Here is a 17,625-nt window from a genome sequence, read left to right as displayed (position 1 = left end):
TGATGCACCATGAAGACCTTCGCCTTCAGCAGCTGAGCCAATGGCTTGACCAGCAGTTGCCGACCCTGTTCGCTGCCCAGGGCTGGGGCACCGTGCCTGCCGCCGAGCTGGTGCCAGCCAGCAGCGATGCCAGCTTTCGTCGTTATTTCCGCTGGGAGGCCGAAGGTCGCACCCTGATCCTGATGGATGCCCCGCCGCCGCGCGAGGACTGCCGGCCCTTCGTCAAGGTGGCCGGAATGCTCGCCGAAGCGGGTGTGCATGTCCCGCGCATCCTGGCGGCGGATGTCGAGCAAGGCTTCCTTGTTCTCGACGATCTCGGGCGCCAGACCTACCTCGAGGTGATCAACAGCGACAACGCTGATCAGTTGTTCGATGACGCCCTGCAGGCGCTGCTGACTTTCCAGAAGCGCAGTCTCGACGCGCCCATGCCCAGCTATGATGACGCTTTGCTGCGCCGTGAGCTGCAGCTCTTCCCCGAGTGGTACCTGCAGCACCATCTAGGCGTCGAGCTGGAAGGTGAGCGCCTGGCCGCCTGGCAGCGCATCTCCGACTTGCTGATCGATAGCGCCCTCGCCCAACCCAAGGTGCTGGTGCACCGTGACTACATGCCGCGCAACCTGATGCTCAGCGCGCCTAACCCCGGCGTGCTGGATTTCCAGGATGCGGTCTATGGTCCGGTCACCTACGACGTTACCTGCCTGTTCAAGGACGCATTTCTCAGTTGGCCGGAGGAGCGCGTCGCCGGTTGGTTGGAGCGTTACTGGAGACAGGCCCGCGAGCAGGGTATTCCCGTCCAGGAGGATTTGGCCGAGTTCCATCGCGCCAGCGACCTGATGGGTGTGCAGCGCCATCTCAAGGTCATCGGCATCTTCGCGCGTATCTGCCACCGCGACGGCAAGCCCAAGTACCTGGGCGATGTGCCGCGATTTTTCGCCTATATAAAGGCAGTGATCGAACGCCGCCCCGAGCTGGCCGAGCTGAGTGACCTGCTGGCCAGCCTGCCCCGAGACGAGGTCAGTCACCCGTGAAGGCCATGATTCTTGCCGCTGGCAAGGGCGAGCGCATGCGCCCGCTGACCTTGCATACCCCAAAGCCTCTGGTCCGTGCCGCGGGCACTCCGCTGATCGAGTTCCATCTCCGCGCCCTGGAGCAGGCCGGTTTCCGTGAGCTGGTGATCAATCATGCCTGGCTGGGCCAGCAGATCGAGGATCACCTGGGAGATGGCGCACGCTTCGGCCTGTCCATCCGCTATTCCGCTGAAGGGGAGCCGCTGGAAACCGGAGGTGGCATCTTCCGCGCGTTACCGCTGCTGGGGGACGAGCCCTTCCTGGTGGTCAACGGCGATGTCTGGACCGACTTCGACTTCAACCACCTGCGCCGGCCGCTGGATGGCCTGGCCCATCTGGTGCTGGTGGATAATCCCGCGCATCACCCGCGCGGTGACTTCCGCCTGGACGGCGGCCGGGTGAGTGATGCCGTGGACGGGGAAGCGAGCCTTACCTACAGCGGTATCGCCGTGCTCCATCCGCGCCTGTTCGAGGGCTGCCAAGCGGGGGCCTTCAAGCTGGCGCCGCTGCTGAGGCAGGCGATGATTGCCGGCCAGGTGAGCGGCGAGCATTTCCGCGGGCGCTGGGTAGATGTCGGCACCCACGAGCGCCTGGCAGAAGTCGAAAGCCTGTTGCTGGCGGAGGCCTGAGTTGGTCTGGCCAGCCACCCTGATCGGCGCCGCCGCCGGATTCGCCTTGGCGAGCATTCCAGGGGCCATGCTTGGCGGGCTCCTGGGGCATGTGCTCGATCGCCGCCTGGCGCTGGATTCCTGGAGCGCCCTGCGCACCAAGCTGCGTGGCGATCCTGCCATTGACCAGCAGGACCTGCTGTTTATCCTGCTCGGTCGCCTGGCCAAGAGCGATGGCCGGGTGCAAGAAGCTCATATCCAGCAGGCGCGATCCGAAATGAAGCGTCTTGGGTTGGACGAGGCCGGTATTCGCCGCGCGATTGCCGCTTTCAACCGGGGCAAAGCGGGCGGCGACAACCTGTATCCCTGCCTGTGCAAGTTGAAGGACGAACGCCTGACGGTCGAGCGCCTGCTGCGCAGTTGCTGGCAGATGGCAGCGGCCGATGGCCGGATCGGCCAGCGCGAGCGTGAACTCATCCTGCAATGGGGGCGCTGGCTTGGTTTCTCGGCGTCCCGGGTGGAGACCCTTGGCGCTGGCTATGACACGCCTCAGGGGCTGCGGCTCAAACGCAGCAACAGCTACAAAGAGGCGTTGACCCTGTTGGGCGTGACTGCCGATTGCGAACCCGCCGTGATCAAGCGAGCCTACCGCCGCCTGCTCAGCCAAAACCACCCCGACAAGCTTGCCGGGTCAGGCGCCAGCCAGGCCGTGGTGCGCGCCGCCACTGACCGCACTCGCGAATTGCACAGTGCGTACAACTTGATTCGCGAGCGTCACGGCTTTCGTTGATTGTTCGTTCGTCGCTCAATCGTTCCCGGCCGGGGACTTGCCGCTGTCCGCTTCCAGATGCAGGCTCAGCCACCCGCGAATGCGCCGGATCAGTTGTTCCTGCTCGGTGTTGGGATCGGCCGGCAGCGCCTTCATGGCGATCTGGATGTAGGCCGGGTGTTGCTGTCGTTTGCTCGCCTGGAGGCGTCGCAGAGCGGCATCGCGGTCCGTGGGCTGGTCCTTGTAGTAGAAGTCGCCGGTAGCCAGTTTCAGTTCAGGCAACGAATCTTCCAACGCCGGTTCATAGCCGGTGGGCCGCTCTGCTGCAACCAGCAAGAGGTTGCGTACGTCCTTCGGTTCATGGGCAGCGAGGAATTGCGTTGCCCAGTAGGCGCCGCTGCCGTGCCCGAGCAGAACGATGGACTTCGGCTTCTGCTGGCGGGCGAAGGCCAGGGCCGCTTCGATGCGGGCGAATACCCGATCGGTCTGGGCCTTCTGAATGGCGTCGCGAGACAGTGCTGGAGGTGCCGGGTCGGTATTGGGCTCGGCGCTGCCGGCTTGTTCGGTATTGGCCGGGCCTTCCTCCTGCGCCTTCTCCGGGCTTACCGCGGGTTCCGCCTTGGTCGGTTCTTCGGTTTTCACCGGACGCGGTGGCGGCGGGTTGCCGCTGGGGTCCGGCAGGGTCAGTGCGAGGGTGCTCCAGCCAGCGTTCGGAAGCTGACGCCGCAGCGGGCCTATGGCTTCTGGCCAATCGGCACTTTCGCCGTCGCCGGGCAGGAGGATTACCAGGCCGTTTGGATTGCTCACATTGGCCGGCTGCCAGAGTGCAAGGAACGCCTCTTCACCGGCCATGAGCGGTTGTTGCTCCCGGCTCGGGAGCCGCCGCTCCAGGTTGGCGGCTTCCTCCTGGCTGCGCTCCACCAGGGGCGCACGCTCTAGCGTTGGTGCGGATTCCTTGGGCATGGTTGCGGCCTCTTCTTCCGCCAGCAGGGCGGGAGACGCGGGCAACAGGGCGAGGCAAAGGGCCGCAAGGGTCGGGCGAAAGACGCGGGGCATCTGGGAGTTCCTGGTCGAGCTGGAAAGCAGGAGCCTAATGGCTCGATGGATCTTTGTCAGGCTGTGCCTTCGCATGGTTCGTCGAGGCTGGAGTAAGGTATGTCGGCTGTTCTCCTCGTTGCGGTTGGCCTTCGATGATGCGTGCGCTCCTTTCCCTGTTGTTTGTTTGCTGCCTGGCGATACCCGTATCGGCGGCACCTGCCCGGCTGCCGCTGGAAGAGAGCCAGCGACAATGGCTCGAGAACCATAGCCAACTCCGCGTTGGTGCCGTGTTGCAGGCGCCCTATGTCCAGTTGGACCGTCGCCTGCAACAGCTCTCGGGGGCCAACGTCGAGTTGATGAACTGGCTGGCCACATCCATGGGGGTGGAGCTGGTCTGGCGTACCTACGACAGCCTGGGTGAGCTGGAGCAGGCCTTGCGTGCCGGGCAGATCGATTTGGCTCCGGGCCTTGGCCAGACACCAGCTGGTCTGCGCTTGTGGCTATTTTCCGACCCGTATATGCGGGTCTCGCAATTGATGGTTGGGGAGCGAGAGGGCAGCGCGGCGGTGGACCTAGAGCAGCTGGACGCCACCTCCCCGGTTGCCCTGCGCGAGCCCAGCGCGGTGGCCGACTACCTGCGAGCCACATACTCCAACCTCAACCTCAAGCCCGTGGCGAGCGAACGGCAGGCCTTGCAGGCATTGCTCGCCGAGCAGGTGCGTTATGCCGTGCTGGACGAGGCCCAGCTCAGTCGATTGTCCCGTGAACAGGAGTTCGCCGGGCTCGCCGTGGTGGCGGACATTGGTTTTCCGCAGCTGCTGCGAGTGGCGTCGCGGCGCGATTGGCCGGAACTGGCGTCCATCGTCGATATCGCCCTGCGCAGCCTGCCAGCCAAAGACCTCGACCAACTCCACGAGCGCTGGCTGCAACCCAAGTACCCCCGCCTGGGTGAGTCCGCCGGCTTCTGGCAGAACCTCAGCCTGCTGCTCGGCGTACTGCTATTGGCCGCTGCGGCCATCATCACCTGGCTGCGTCGACAGCGGCGCGGACTTGAGCGGCAACTGCTCGATGCCCGCCAGGCGCTGCAGCTGCGCGAAGCGGCCGAGGAAGCCCTGCGCCTCACCCAGTTCTCCATTGACCACAGCACACTCGGCATTCTCTGGGTGAACTGGGACAGCCATGTGCGTTATGCCAACCGAGCCGCCGAACAGATGCTGGGCTATACGCCGGGTAGCCTGGCGGACCGGCCCCTGGCGGACTTCCAGCCCGAACTGAACATGGACCGCTGGCTGAACCTCTGGCGCCGCGCGCGCAATAGCGACGAGGGCCCTCTGAGCTTCGAGACGCGCAGCCTGCGGCCGGACGGCAGCTGGCTGCCGGCGGATGTGTCGCTGAGCTTCCTGCGCTTCGGTTCCTCGGAGTACCTGGTGGTCTTCCTCTCCGATGCCACCGAGCGCCGTCGCGCCCGTGAGGCGTTGGAGGAAAGCGAAGCGCGCCTCAAGGGCATCGCTTCCAACGTTCCCGGGCTGGTGTTCCGGCTGGAGCGACCGGAGGCCGGCGCGCCGTCGAAATTTGCGTTCATCGGCGAAGGTAGCGAGGGACTGGTGGGCTACAGCGCAAGCGAGTTGCTGGATACCGGGCGTGGCATTCGTGGCCTGGTCCATCCGGAAGACCGCGATGGCTACTGGGACAGCCAGACGCAGGCACTGGACGCTGACCGTGATTGGCACTGGCAAGGGCGAATCCTTACCCGTGATGGCGAACTGCGCTGGGCCGATATCAAGGCCAGTGCGCGGGTCTTCGACGACGGCCGTGCGGTCTGGGACGGCGTGGTCTGGGACATCACCGGAAATAAGCAGATCGAGCTGGAACTGGCCGCATCCCGTGCCCAGTTGCGCGACCTCTCAGCGCACCTGGAAAGCGTGCGCGAAGAAGAGAAGGCGCGTATCGCTCGCGAAGTGCATGACGAACTCGGCCAGGTACTCACGGTGCTCAAGCTGGAAACGTCCATGTGCGAGCTGGCGTTTGCAGGGCTCGATGCGGGCCTGCGCGAGCGTCTGGATAGCATGAAACGGTTGATCGCTCAGCTCTTCCAGTTGGTGCGCGATGTCGCCACCGCGCTGCGGCCACCCATCCTGGATGCAGGTATCGCCTCGGCCATCGAATGGCAGGCACGGCGTTTCGAGGCGCGCACTCATATTCCCTGCCTGGTGGAAGTGCCCGAGCAACTGCCGCAGCTGTCCGATGCCAAGGCGGTGGGGCTGTTCCGGGTGCTTCAGGAGGCGTTGACCAACGTCATGCGTCATGCCCAAGCGCATACTGTCGCGGTTCGTCTCTGCGAGGAGGACGGCATGCTCAGCCTGCGGATCAGCGATGACGGTCGAGGGTTCGACACTCAAGCTGCGCGTGGCAGCTCCTTCGGCCTGGTGGGCATGCGCGAGCGGGTGCTGATGCTGGGCGGCAGCCTGCAGATAGAGAGCCAACCAGGGGAGGGCACCACCCTCTGTGTACGCGTGGCATTGGATAAGGAGAAAGTAGCGTGATTCGAGTACTGGTGGCCGAAGACCACACCATCGTCCGCGAGGGCATCAAGCAACTGATCGGGTTGGCCAAGGACCTTTGTGTGGTGGGTGAAGCCGGCAATGGTGAGCAGTTGATGGAAACCCTGCGCCAGACGCCCTGCGAAGTGGTGCTGCTGGATATCTCCATGCCCGGCGTCAACGGCCTGGAAGCCATACCGCGCATCCGCGCCCTGACAAATCCGCCTGCGGTACTGGTGCTGTCCATGCACGACGAAGCGCAGATGGCTGCGCGGGCGCTGAAGATCGGCGCGGCCGGCTATGCCACCAAGGACAGCGACCCGGCGCTGCTGCTCACTGCCATTCGTAAGGTGGCTTCGGGTGGGCGTTACATCGATCCTGACCTGGCCGACCGCATGGTCTTCGAGGTGGGGCTGACCGATGCCCGCCCCGCCCATACCTTGCTCTCGGAGCGGGAGTTTTCGGTGTTCGAGCGCCTGGTGCGGGGCGAAGGGGTGAATGAAATCGCCCAGCAACTGGCGGTCAGCAGCAAGACGATAAGCACCCACAAGGCCCGCCTGATGCAGAAACTGGGGCTGCATTCCGTGGCGGATCTGGTGAAATACGCCGTGGAGCACAAGCTCCTGTGAATGTCCGACAATAGCGCTCTGACTTGTAGGGCGATCCCTACAAGAAATCCTCTCTAAGCCTTATAGCAATCTCTCATACCGCCCGATTTGCGTGACCTGCTGCCTTCTCTAGGCTTTTGTCTACGGCAGACACAAAAACAAAGGTGCGGTTATGGCCGAGACACAAGGCAACGACATCCTGGTCAGCTTTCGCGGCGTGCAGAAGAGCTACGACGGCGAGACCCTGATCGTCAAAGACCTCAACCTGGACATTCGCAAAGGCGAGTTCCTGACCCTGCTCGGGCCGTCCGGCTCCGGCAAGACCACCAGCCTGATGATGCTCGCCGGGTTTGAAACCCCCACCAGCGGCGAGATCCTCCTAGCCGGTCGCTCCATCAATAACGTGCCCCCGCACAAACGCGACATCGGCATGGTGTTCCAGAACTACGCGCTGTTCCCGCACATGACGGTGGCCGAGAACCTCGCGTTCCCGCTCTCGGTGCGCGGCATGAGCAAGACCGACGCCAGCGAGCGGGTCAAGCGTGCGCTCTCCATGGTCCAGCTCGACGCCTTCCGCAACCGCTACCCGGGCCAGCTCTCCGGCGGTCAGCAGCAGCGTGTCGCCCTGGCCCGCGCCCTGGTGTTCGAACCTCAGCTGGTGCTGATGGACGAACCTCTCGGCGCACTGGACAAGCAACTGCGTGAACACATGCAGATGGAGATCAAGCACATCCATCAACGGCTCGGCGTGACCGTGGTCTACGTGACGCACGACCAGGGCGAAGCCCTGACCATGTCCGACCGCGTGGCCGTGTTCCACCAGGGTGAGATCCAGCAGATCGCCCCGCCACGTGAGCTCTACGAGCTGCCGCGCAACACCTTCGTGGCGAACTTCATCGGTGAGAACAACCGCTTGAACGGCCAGCTGGAAACCCACGACGGCGATCGCTGCGTGGTGCGTCTGGCCCGTGGCGAGAAGATCGAGGCGCTGGCGATCAACGTCGGCAAGCCGGGTGAGTCGGTGACCTTGTCGATCCGTCCGGAGCGCGTACGCCTGAATGGCCACAGCGAGAGTTGCGTGAATCGCTTTTCCGGGCGCGTTGCCGAGTTCATCTACCTGGGCGATCACGTGCGTATCCGCATGGAGGTGTGTGGCAAGCCCGATTTCTTCGTCAAGCAACCTATTGCTGAGCTCGACCCCGCACTGGCGGTAGGCGATGTGGTGCCGCTCGGCTGGCAAGTGGAGCACGTCCGCGCACTGGACCCGCTTCTGGCGGAATGACGCGGCGGCGCCAAGGCATTAGCAACCCTGCACTGTGGAGAAAATAACAATGTCGAAATCCCTGAAACTCACCGCCATCGCTCTCGGGCTGGCCTGCGCCTCCCAGGCGATGGCTGCCGACCTGACCGTGGTGTCCTTTGGCGGCGCCAACAAGAATGCTCAGGTCAAGGCGTTCTACGAGCCCTACCAGCAGAGCACCGGCAACAAGATCATCGCCGGTGAGTACAACGGCGAAATGGCCAAGGTGAAAGCCATGGTCGACACCAACAGCGTGTCCTGGAACCTGGTGGAAGTGGAGTCGCCTGAGCTTTCCCGAGGCTGCGACGAAGGCATGTTCGAAGAGCTCGACGCCGCCCAGTTCGGCAAGTCCGAAGACTTCGTCCCCGGTGCCATCCAGCCCTGCGGCGTCGGCTTCTTCGTCTGGTCCACCGTGCTGGCCTACAACGCCGACAAGCTGCAGAGCGCGCCCACCAGCTGGGCTGATTTCTGGGATGTGAAGAAATTCCCCGGCAAACGCGGCCTGCGCAAGGGTGCCAAGTACACCCTGGAGTTCGCCCTGATGGCTGATGGCGTCGCGCCGAAAGAGGTCTACAGCGTGCTCGCCACCAAGGAAGGCCAGGACCGCGCCTTCAAGAAGCTCGACGAGATCAAACCGAGCATCCAGTGGTGGGAAGCCGGCGCCCAGCCGCCGCAGTTCCTCGCTTCCGGCGACGTTGTCATGAGCTCCGCCTACAACGGCCGTATCGCTGCCGTGCAGAAGGAAAGCAACCTGAAAGTCGTGTGGACCGGCGGTATCTACGACTTCGACTCCTGGGCGATTCCGAAGGGCGCCAAGGATATCGACAAGGCCAAGGAATTCATCGCCTTCTCGGTCAAGCCCGAGCAACAGAAGGTCTACTCCGAGAACATCGCCTACGGCCCGGCCAATACCCAGGCGGTGCCGCTGCTGGACAAGGCCCTGCTCAAAGACATGCCGACCACCCCGGAGAACATCAAGGACCAGGTCGCCATGGACGTCACCTTCTGGGCTGACTACGGCGAGCAACTGGAGCAGCGCTTCAACTCCTGGGCGGCCAAGTAAGGCTGCCGCTATTCCCCTCTCCCTCCGGGAGAGGGGCTGGGGGGGGAGGGAAGTCCTTCCTCACCTCGGCCCTAACGGGCTGAAAGTCCAACCCTGTTCCAACGGAGTTCGTCATGGCCACTGCAGTGCCCCTTACCGAGGTCGCCGGCCCCAGCCTGAAGCAGCGCCTCGCCCGTGCCGAGCGGATGAATCGCCTGAAGTCCCAGGCGCTGATCCTACCGCTGCTGATTTTCCTTCTGCTGACCTTCCTGGTGCCGATTGGCGCGCTGCTCTACAGGAGCGTAAACAACCCGGAAGTGGTCGGCTCCATGCCGCGCACCGTCGACGCCATTTCCAGTTGGGACGGCAAGGCGCTGCCCGACGAACCGGTTTACAAGGCCCTGGCTGAAGACCTCGCCGCGGCGCGCAAAAACCAGACTATCGGCGACCTTTCCAAGCGCCTGAACATGGAACTGGCCGGCTACCGCAGCTTGATGGCCAAGACTGCCCGTGCCCTGCCGTTCAAGACCGAGCCAGCCTCGTATAAAGATGCCCTGGAAAGTCTGGATGAACGCTGGGGCGACCCGGCCTACTGGCAGGCGATCCGCCGCAACGCCAGTGAACTGACACCCTATTACCTGCTGGCGGCCCTCGACCATCGCATCGATGATCTGGGAGAAGTTGCCCCGGCCACTCCGGACCAGGCGATCTATCTGGACATTTTCGCCCGCACCTTCTGGATGGGTGCCGTGATCACGGTGATCTGCCTGCTACTGGCCTACCCGCTGGCCTACTTGCTGGCCAACCTCCCGACCCGGCAGAGCAACCTGCTGATGATCCTGGTGCTGCTGCCGTTCTGGACCTCCATCCTGGTGCGCGTCGCCGCCTGGATCGTGCTGCTGCAGTCTGGCGGCCTGATCAACGGCGCGCTGATCAAGCTCGGCCTGATTGACCAGCCGCTGCAACTGGTGTTCAACCGCACCGGCGTCTACATCGCCATGGTGCACATCATGCTGCCGTTCATGATTCTGCCGATCTACAGCGTGATGAAGGGCATCTCTCCGAGTTACATGCGGGCGGCGATCTCCCTCGGCTGCCACCCCTTCGCCAGCTTCTGGCGGGTGTACTTCCCGCAGACCGTGGCCGGCGTTGGTGCCGGGTGCCTGCTGGTGTTCATCCTGTCCATCGGCTACTACATCACCCCGGCACTGCTGGGCAGCCCGAACGACCAGATGGTGAGCTACTTCGTCGCCTTCTTCACCAACACCACCATCAACTGGGGTATGGCCACGGCCCTGGGCGGCATGCTGCTGTTCGCCACCCTGATTCTCTATGTGGTGTACAGCTGGCTGGTGGGCGCTGGCCGCCTGCGTCTGGGTTGAGGAGATAAAAATGCTGAGTCCCTACATGTCCCCGGTCGAGCGCCTGTGGTACTTCACCCTGCGCGGCCTCTGTGGCCTGGTGCTGCTGTTCCTGATCCTGCCGGTGCTGGTGATCATCCCGCTGTCGTTCAACTCCGGCACCTTCCTGGTCTATCCGCTGCAGGGCTTCTCTTTGCGCTGGTATGCCGATTTCTTCGGCTCGGCGGAGTGGATGCGCTCGCTGGCCAACAGCATGATCGTCGCCCCGGCCGCCACCGTGCTGGCCATGGTCTTCGGCACTCTGGCCTCCATCGGCCTGACCCGGGGCGAGTTCCGTGGCAAGGCGCTGGTGATGAGCCTGTTGATCTCGCCGATGGTGGTACCGGTGGTGATCATCGGTGTCGCCAGCTACCTGTTCTTCGCACCATTGGGGCTTGGCAACAGCTATCTGTCGCTGATCCTGGTGCACGCGGTGCTGGGGGTGCCCTTCGTGATCATCACGGTGTCGGCCACCCTGCAGGGCTTCAACTACAACCTCGTGCGCGCCGCCGCCAGCCTGGGAGCGCCGCCACTGACCGCCTTCTTCAAGGTGACTCTGCCGCTGATCGCGCCGGGGGTTATCTCCGGAGCGCTCTTCGCCTTCGCCACCTCCTTCGACGAAGTGGTCGTGACCCTGTTCCTCGCCGGCCCCGAGCAGGCCACCCTGCCGCGGCAGATGTTCAGTGGTATCCGCGAGAACCTCAGTCCCACCATCGCCGCAGCCGCGACGTTGCTGATCGGTTTCTCCGTCGCGCTGTTGCTGGTGCTGGAATGGCTGCGCGGTCGCAGTGAGCGCATGCGCACCTCCATGCCGGAGTGAGCCTCTTCAACCTTCGCCTGCCCGCGCCCCCATCGCGGGCAGGTTCTTTTCCGCCTCACCTCAGTCATCGGTCGAATCCCCGCGCGCCATTCATCCCGGCTACAATCCGCGCCACCGTGATTCTGCCCTGAGGTCCGCCATGCAGCCTTTCGCCATCGCACCGTCGATCCTGTCCGCCGATTTCGCCCGCCTTGGCGAAGAAGTGGAGAACGTCCTCGCCGCCGGCGCTGACATCGTTCACTTCGACGTGATGGATAACCACTATGTGCCCAACCTGACCATTGGCCCGATGGTCTGCTCGGCGCTGCGCAAGTACGGCATCACCGCGCCGATCGACGCGCATCTGATGGTCAAGCCGGTGGATCGCATCATTGGTGACTTCATCGAGGCGGGTGCCACCTACGTGACCTTCCATCCGGAAGCCTCCGAGCACGTCGACCGTTCCCTGCAACTGATTCGCGACGGCGGCGCCAAGTCCGGCCTGGTGTTCAATCCGGCGACTCCGCTGGACGTGCTGAAGTACGTGATGGACAAGGTCGACATGATCCTGCTGATGAGCGTCAACCCCGGTTTCGGCGGACAGAAGTTCATTCCCGGCACCCTCGACAAGCTGCGCGAGGCGCGTGCCCTGATCGACGCCTCCGGCCGTGACATCCGCCTGGAGATCGATGGCGGTGTCAACGTGAAGAACATTCGCGAGATCGCAGCTGCGGGCGCTGACACCTTCGTTGCCGGCTCGGCCATCTTCAATACCCCGGACTACGCCGAAGTCATCGCCGCCATGCGCGCCGAGCTGGCCCTGGTTTGATATGAGCGCGCTACAGCGGCTCTTCGACGGGCGCCTGCCACGCCTGGTGATGTTTGACCTGGATGGCACTCTGGTGGATTCAGTTCCCGACCTGGCGGCCGCTGTCGACAGCATGTTGCTTGCCCTTGGCCGTCCTGCCGCCGGAGTGGAGCGGGTTCGCGAGTGGGTCGGCAACGGCGCTCGGGTGCTGGTGCGCCGCGCCCTGGCCGGGGACATCGATCATTCCGCAGTGCATGACAGCGATGCCGAGCGTGGTCTGGCGCTGTTCATGGACGCCTATGCTGAAAGTCACGCCTTGACCACCGTCTACCCGGGCGTGGCGGAAACCCTAAAGTGGCTGAAGAAAAAGGGCGTGGAGCTGGCGCTGATCACGAACAAGCCGGAACGCTTCGTCGCCCCCCTGCTGGACGAGATGAAGCTTGGGCGCTATTTCCCGCTGATCATCGCTGGCGACACCCTGCCGCAGCAAAAGCCCGACCCGGCCGCGCTGCTCCATGTGATGCACATGACCGGGGTCAGTCGTACCGATGCGCTGTTCGTCGGTGACTCGCGCAACGATGTGCTGGCAGCCAAGGCTGCCGGGGTGCAATGCGTGGCGCTGAGCTACGGTTACAACCATGGCCGCCCCATTAGCGAGGAGGAACCGGCCCTGGTGGTGGATGACCTGCGCGAGCTGTTGCCTGGCGGTTGCGCCGCTCACGGTGCTGCGCTAATGTCGCCGGACTCCTCCGACAATCCGCCTCAACGAGACAGAAACGTGGTGGTTCACTGCAAGCATCGGCTCGAACGAGCCGGAATGAAGATCATCAAGGCCGTCGCCCGTTGGCGCTGGCGCGCCTGAATTCATTCTGGCCGGATGCTCCGGCGCGCTTGCACACCGACGTTCTAATCTCCAGGAGTCCTCAATGGGCTCCTTGCCCACGAGGCTGATCATGACCCGCGAAGAATTCCTGCGTTTGGCCGCCGAAGGCTATAACCGCATTCCGCTTGCGTTCGAAACCCTGGCGGATTTCGACACGCCCCTGTCCCTCTACCTGAAGCTTGCCGACACGCCATACTCCTACCTGCTGGAGTCCGTGCAGGGCGGTGAGAAGTGGGGGCGGTACTCCATCATCGGCCTGCAGAGCCGCACTGTGCTGCGCGCCCACGGCCTGAAGGTCAGTGTCAGCGTCGACGATGTCGAGGTGGAATCCCACGATTGCGAAGACCCGCTGGCTTTCGTCGAAGACTTCAAGGAGCGCTACCAGGTGGCGCCCATCGCCGGCTTGCCGCGTTTCAACGGCGGTCTGGTGGGTTACTTCGGCTATGACTGCGTGCGCTACGTCGAGAAGCGTCTGGCCAACTGTCCGAATCCTGATCCGCTGGGCACCCCGGACATCCTGCTGATGGTCTCGGACGCGGTGATCGTGTTCGACAACCTCGCCGGCAAGCTGCACGCCATCGTCCTGGTCGACCCGACCCAGCCCGAGGCCTACGAAAAGGGGCAGGCACGCCTGATCGAACTGCGGCAGAAGCTGCGCCAGCCGGTAGTGCCGCGCCTGGGGGTGGATCCGAGCATGCCTGTCGGTGGCGAGCCGGAGTTCCGCTCCAGCTTCACCCGCGAGGACTATGAGCAGGCCGTACGCGAGATCAAGGAATACATCCTGGCCGGCGACTGCATGCAGGTGGTGATTTCCCAGCGCATGTCGATTCCCTTCCAGGCCGCTCCTATTGACCTGTACCGCGCCCTGCGCTGCTTCAACCCCACTCCCTACATGTACTTCTTCAACTTTGGCGACTTCCACGTGGTGGGCAGCTCGCCGGAGGTGCTGGTGCGTGTCGAGGATGGCCTGGTCACCGTGCGCCCGATCGCCGGCACCCGCCCACGTGGTGCGACCGAGGAGGCCGACCGTGCCCTGGAAGAAGACCTGCTCTCCGACGCCAAGGAGCTGGCAGAACACCTGATGCTGATCGATCTCGGCCGCAATGACGTAGGCCGCGTCGCCAGCACGGGCAGCGTCAAGGTCACCGAGAAGATGGTGATCGAGCGCTACTCCAACGTGATGCACATCGTTTCCAACGTTACCGGACAGCTCAAGGAAGGTATTTCAGCAATGGAAGCGCTGCGCGCCATCCTGCCGGCCGGAACGCTTTCCGGTGCGCCGAAGATTCGCGCGATGGAAATCATCGACCAACTCGAACCGGTCAAGCGTGGTGTCTACGGCGGTGCCGTGGGCTACCTGGCCTGGAACGGCAACATGGACACGGCCATCGCGATCCGTACGGCGGTCATCAAGGATGGCGAACTTCACGTACAGGCCGGCGCCGGCATCGTCGCCGACTCGGTCCCGGCCCTGGAATGGGAAGAGACGCTGAACAAGCGCCGGGCGATGTTCCGGGCCGTGACTCTCGCCGAACAGACCGCCAAGACCGACGCTTGAGGATTGCACCATGCTGCTGATGATCGACAACTACGATTCCTTTACCTACAACGTGGTGCAGTACCTCGGTGAGCTGGGCTCGGACGTGCATGTGATCCGCAACGACGAGCTCTCCATCGCCGAGATCGAGGCGCTGAACCCGGAACGCATCGTGGTATCCCCCGGCCCCTGTACGCCCAACGAAGCGGGTGTGTCGCTGGAGGTGATCCGCCATTTCGCCGGCAAGCTGCCGATCCTCGGTGTCTGCCTCGGCCACCAGAGTATCGGCCAGGCCTTCGGCGGTGACGTCGTGCGTGCGCGTCAGGCCATGCACGGCAAGACGAGCCCGGTATTCCACAAGGACCAGGGCGTGTTCGAAGGCCTGAACCACCCACTGACCGTCACCCGCTATCACTCCCTTGTGGTGAAGCTGGAAACCCTGCCCGACGAGCTGGAAGTTACCGCCTGGACCCAGCACGCCGACGGTTCGGTAGACGAAATCATGGGGTTGCGTCACAAGACGCTGAACATCGAGGGTGTGCAGTTCCATCCGGAGTCCATCCTTACCGAACAGGGCCATGAATTGCTGGCCAACTTCCTCAAGCAAACCGGTGGAGTGCGCTGATGGACATCAAGGAAGCCCTGAACCGGGTGGTCAACCAACTGGACCTGACCACCGAAGAAATGCAGGACGTGATGCGCCTGATCATGACCGGCCAGTGCACCGACGCACAGATCGGCGCCTTCCTCATGGGCATGCGCATGAAGAGCGAGACGATCGAAGAGATCGTCGGTGCCGTTTCGGTAATGCGTGAGCTGGCGACTCGTGTCGAGCTTTCCAGCCTCAAGCATGTGGTGGACGTGGTCGGTACCGGTGGTGATGGCGCCAACATCTTCAATGTTTCTTCCGCCGCCACCTTCGTGGTCGCAGCGGCAGGCGGCAAAGTGGCCAAGCATGGCAACCGTGCGGTGTCTGGCAAGACCGGCAGCGCTGACGTACTGGAAGCCGCCGGCATCTACCTGGACCTCAAGCCGGAGCAGGTGGCGCGCTGCATCGAAAGCATCGGTGTCGGCTTCATGTTCGCCCAGGTGCATCACAAGGCCATGAAATACGCCGCCAGCCCGCGTCGCGAACTGGGCCTGCGCACCCTGTTCAACATGCTCGGCCCGCTTACGAATCCGGCCGGGGTGAAGCACCAGGTGGTCGGCGTATTCAGCCAGGCCCTGTGTCGCCCGCTGGCCGAGGTGCTCAAGCGCCTGGGCAGTGAGCACATCCTGGTGGTCCACTCCCGTGATGGCCTGGACGAAGTGAGCCTGGCCGCGCCGACCCATGTCGCCGAACTGAAGGACGGCGAAGTGACCGAGTACCAGATCCAGCCTGAGGACTTCGGCATCAGGAGCCAAAGCCTGATCGGCCTGACCGTCGGCAGTCCGCAGGAGTCGCTGGAGCTGATCCGCGACGCCCTGGGCAGGCGCAAGACGGAAAACGGCCAGAAGGCCGCCGACATGATCGTGCTGAACGCCGGCGCGGCGCTTTATGCTGCCGACTTGGCGTCCAGCCTGAAAGAAGGTGTGCGTCTGGCGCAGGACGCTCTGCACACTGGTCTGGCCCGCGAAAAACTGGACGAGCTGGCCTCCTTTACCGCGGTGTTCCGAGTGGAGAATGAAGCGTGAGCATCCCAACCGTTCTTGAGAAGATCCTGGCGCGCAAGGCCGAGGAAGTGGCTGATCGCCGTGCCCGAGTCTCACTGGCCGAAGTCGAAGCATTGGCCCGCGCCGCCGACGGCCCTCGTGGTTTCGCCCGGGCGCTGCTGGAGCGTGTCGAGCGCCACGAGCCAGCAGTAATCGCCGAAGTGAAGAAGGCCTCCCCGAGCAAGGGCGTGCTGCGCGAGAACTTCATTCCGGCGCAGATTGCCAAAAGTTACGAAGCCGGCGGTGCCGCCTGCCTTTCGGTGCTGACCGATGTGGACTTCTTCCAGGGCGCCGATGCTTACCTGCAGGAAGCGCGGGCGGCCTGTTCGTTGCCGGTGATCCGCAAAGACTTCCTGATTGATCCGTACCAGGTAGTCGAAGCCCGCGCGCTCGGTGCTGACTGCATTCTACTGATCGTCTCCGCGCTGGAAGATGCGCGGATGAAGGAGCTGGCGGCCACCGCCAAGGACGTCGGCCTCGATGTGCTGGTGGAAGTGCATGACGGCGAGGAACTGGATCGTGCGCTGAACTGCCTGGATACCCCGCTATTGGGCATCAATAACCGTAACCTGCACACCTTCGAAGTCAGCTTGGAAAACACCCTCGACCTGCTGCCGCGCATTCCGCGTGACCGCCTGGTGGTAACCGAGAGCGGTATTCTCAATCGTGCCGATGTGGAACTGATGGAAGTCAGCGGCGTGTATGCCTTCCTGGTGGGCGAAGCCTTCATGCGCGCCGAAGAACCGGGCACCGAACTGAGCCGCCTGTTCTTCCCCGAGCGTAATCGCGTGGTGGCGGGCATCGACCCGGACTGAGCAAGGCCCTTGCTTCAGGCATGAAAAAGCCGGCTTGCGCCGGCTTTTTCGTTTGCGGCTTCAGCGGGTGCCGAAGACCACCATGGTCTTGCCCTTTACATGCACCAGGCCCTGTTCCTCCAGGCTCTTGAGCACGCGGCCGACCATTTCGCGGGAGCAGCCAACGATACGGCCGATCTCCTGGCGGGTGATCTTGATCTGCATGCCGTCCGGGTGAGTCATGGCGTCCGGCTGTTTGCACAGGTCGAGCAGGGTGCGTGCTACGCGGCCAGTCACGTCGAGGAAGGCCAAGTCGCCTACCTTGCGCGTGGTGTTGCGCAGGCGATCGGCCATCTGGCTGCCGAGGGCGTAGAGGATTTCCGGATCCTGCTGAGTGAGCTCGCGGAACTTGGCGTAGCTCAGCTCGGCCACTTCGCACTCGGTCTTGGCGCGGACCCAGGCGCTGCGCTCCTTCTCCGCACCTTCCTTTTCGAACAGGCCCATCTCGCCGAAAAAGTCGCCGGCGTTGAGGTAGGCGATGATCATTTCGCGACCGTCGTCATCCTCGATCAGGATGGTGACGGAGCCCTTGATGATGAAGAAGAGGGTTTCGCAGCGATCGCCCGCATAGATGATGGTGCTCTTGGCCGTGTAACGGCGGCGGTGACAATGCGCGAGAATCTTGTCCAGGCTCTTTATTTTTGGTGTAAGGGTAATTGCGACCATGCCCGAGTCCCGAA

The 17,625-nt window shown here is 63.5% G+C and carries 17 protein-coding genes; 15 read left to right on the top strand and 2 right to left on the bottom strand.

The features are described from left to right. Positions 1–2: 2 nt before the first annotated feature. Genes E8F20_RS12605 through E8F20_RS12595 form a run of 3 tightly spaced genes read left to right on the top strand, consistent with a single transcriptional unit; the run spans position 3 to position 2,465 of the window. Positions 3–1,028 (top strand): phosphotransferase, encoded by a 1,026-nt coding sequence (locus E8F20_RS12605; RefSeq protein WP_280284098.1) that lies wholly within the window; start codon positions 3–5, stop codon positions 1,026–1,028. Further along, on the top strand, positions 1,025–1,696 hold the full coding sequence (murU, locus tag E8F20_RS12600) for an N-acetylmuramate alpha-1-phosphate uridylyltransferase MurU (RefSeq protein ID WP_280284014.1): 672 nt from the start codon (positions 1,025–1,027) through the stop codon (positions 1,694–1,696). The genes E8F20_RS12605 and murU overlap by 4 nt, the downstream gene beginning before the upstream one ends. A gap of 1 nt (position 1,697) precedes the next feature. Beyond that, positions 1,698–2,465 (top strand): TerB family tellurite resistance protein, encoded by a 768-nt coding sequence (locus E8F20_RS12595; protein WP_280284013.1) that lies wholly within the window; start codon positions 1,698–1,700, stop codon positions 2,463–2,465. A gap of 15 nt (positions 2,466–2,480) precedes the next feature. Here the strand turns inward: E8F20_RS12595 and E8F20_RS12590 are convergent, their stop codons facing one another. Continuing rightward, on the bottom strand, positions 2,481–3,500 hold the full coding sequence (locus tag E8F20_RS12590; RefSeq protein ID WP_280284012.1) for an alpha/beta hydrolase family protein: 1,020 nt from the start codon (positions 3,498–3,500) through the stop codon (positions 2,481–2,483). A 134-nt stretch (positions 3,501–3,634) separates the two neighbouring features. On the opposite strand from E8F20_RS12590, the gene E8F20_RS12585 reads away from it, so the two are divergent. The 12 genes from E8F20_RS12585 to trpC all read left to right on the top strand — a co-directional run bounded on the left by E8F20_RS12585 (position 3,635) and on the right by trpC (position 16,906). After that, positions 3,635–6,025: a transporter substrate-binding domain-containing protein gene (locus E8F20_RS12585; protein ID WP_280284011.1), complete on the top strand. Its 2,391-nt coding sequence runs from the start codon at positions 3,635–3,637 to the stop codon at positions 6,023–6,025. Then, positions 6,022–6,651 carry a response regulator transcription factor gene (locus tag E8F20_RS12580; protein ID WP_028631071.1) on the top strand — a complete coding sequence of 210 codons (630 nt, stop codon included), beginning with the start codon at positions 6,022–6,024 and terminating at the stop codon, positions 6,649–6,651. The genes E8F20_RS12585 and E8F20_RS12580 overlap by 4 nt, the downstream gene beginning before the upstream one ends. Before the next feature lie 151 nt (positions 6,652–6,802). Then, on the top strand, positions 6,803–7,912 hold the full coding sequence (locus E8F20_RS12575) for an ABC transporter ATP-binding protein (protein ID WP_280284010.1): 1,110 nt from the start codon (positions 6,803–6,805) through the stop codon (positions 7,910–7,912). Between the two features lie 49 nt (positions 7,913–7,961). After that, the gene (locus E8F20_RS12570) at positions 7,962–8,993 is read left to right on the top strand and encodes an ABC transporter substrate-binding protein (RefSeq protein WP_280284009.1); all 1,032 of its coding nucleotides are present in this window, start codon (positions 7,962–7,964) and stop codon (positions 8,991–8,993) included. A gap of 113 nt (positions 8,994–9,106) precedes the next feature. Next, positions 9,107–10,354, top strand: a complete 1,248-nt coding sequence (locus E8F20_RS12565) for an ABC transporter permease (protein ID WP_028631068.1) — start codon at positions 9,107–9,109, stop codon at positions 10,352–10,354. A gap of 10 nt (positions 10,355–10,364) precedes the next feature. Next, positions 10,365–11,192 (top strand): ABC transporter permease, encoded by an 828-nt coding sequence (locus E8F20_RS12560; RefSeq protein ID WP_028631067.1) that lies wholly within the window; start codon positions 10,365–10,367, stop codon positions 11,190–11,192. A 139-nt stretch (positions 11,193–11,331) separates the two neighbouring features. Beyond that, positions 11,332–12,000, top strand: coding sequence for a ribulose-phosphate 3-epimerase (gene rpe, locus E8F20_RS12555; protein ID WP_274800885.1), 669 nt, complete (start codon positions 11,332–11,334; stop codon positions 11,998–12,000). 1 nt (position 12,001) lies between these two features. After that, positions 12,002–12,841, top strand: coding sequence for a phosphoglycolate phosphatase (locus E8F20_RS12550; protein ID WP_280284008.1), 840 nt, complete (start codon positions 12,002–12,004; stop codon positions 12,839–12,841). 91 nt (positions 12,842–12,932) lie between these two features. Continuing rightward, positions 12,933–14,420, top strand: a complete 1,488-nt coding sequence (trpE, locus tag E8F20_RS12545; RefSeq protein WP_280284007.1) for an anthranilate synthase component I — start codon at positions 12,933–12,935, stop codon at positions 14,418–14,420. Between the two features lie 10 nt (positions 14,421–14,430). Then, complete coding sequence (locus E8F20_RS12540; RefSeq protein WP_280284006.1) at positions 14,431–15,024, top strand: aminodeoxychorismate/anthranilate synthase component II; 594 nt, start codon at positions 14,431–14,433, stop codon at positions 15,022–15,024. After that, complete coding sequence (gene trpD / locus E8F20_RS12535; RefSeq protein WP_280284005.1) at positions 15,024–16,073, top strand: anthranilate phosphoribosyltransferase; 1,050 nt, start codon at positions 15,024–15,026, stop codon at positions 16,071–16,073. Before E8F20_RS12540 ends, trpD begins: the two co-directional genes overlap by 1 nt. Beyond that, a complete protein-coding gene (trpC, locus tag E8F20_RS12530) occupies positions 16,070–16,906 on the top strand; it encodes an indole-3-glycerol phosphate synthase TrpC (RefSeq protein WP_280284004.1) in 837 nt (278 codons plus the stop codon). The genes trpD and trpC overlap by 4 nt, the downstream gene beginning before the upstream one ends. Positions 16,907–16,966: 60 nt before the next feature. Here trpC and crp read toward each other — a convergent pair whose 3' ends face one another. Then, positions 16,967–17,611: a cAMP-activated global transcriptional regulator CRP gene (crp, locus tag E8F20_RS12525; RefSeq protein ID WP_028631060.1), complete on the bottom strand. Its 645-nt coding sequence runs from the start codon at positions 17,609–17,611 to the stop codon at positions 16,967–16,969. Between the last annotated feature and the right edge of the window lie 14 nt (positions 17,612–17,625).

The sequence above is a fragment of the Pseudomonas sp. BN415 genome, from assembly GCF_029871195.1.
Classification (GTDB): Bacteria; Pseudomonadota; Gammaproteobacteria; order Pseudomonadales; family Pseudomonadaceae; genus Metapseudomonas; species Metapseudomonas resinovorans.
This window is presented reverse-complemented; position numbering and strand designations above follow the sequence as displayed.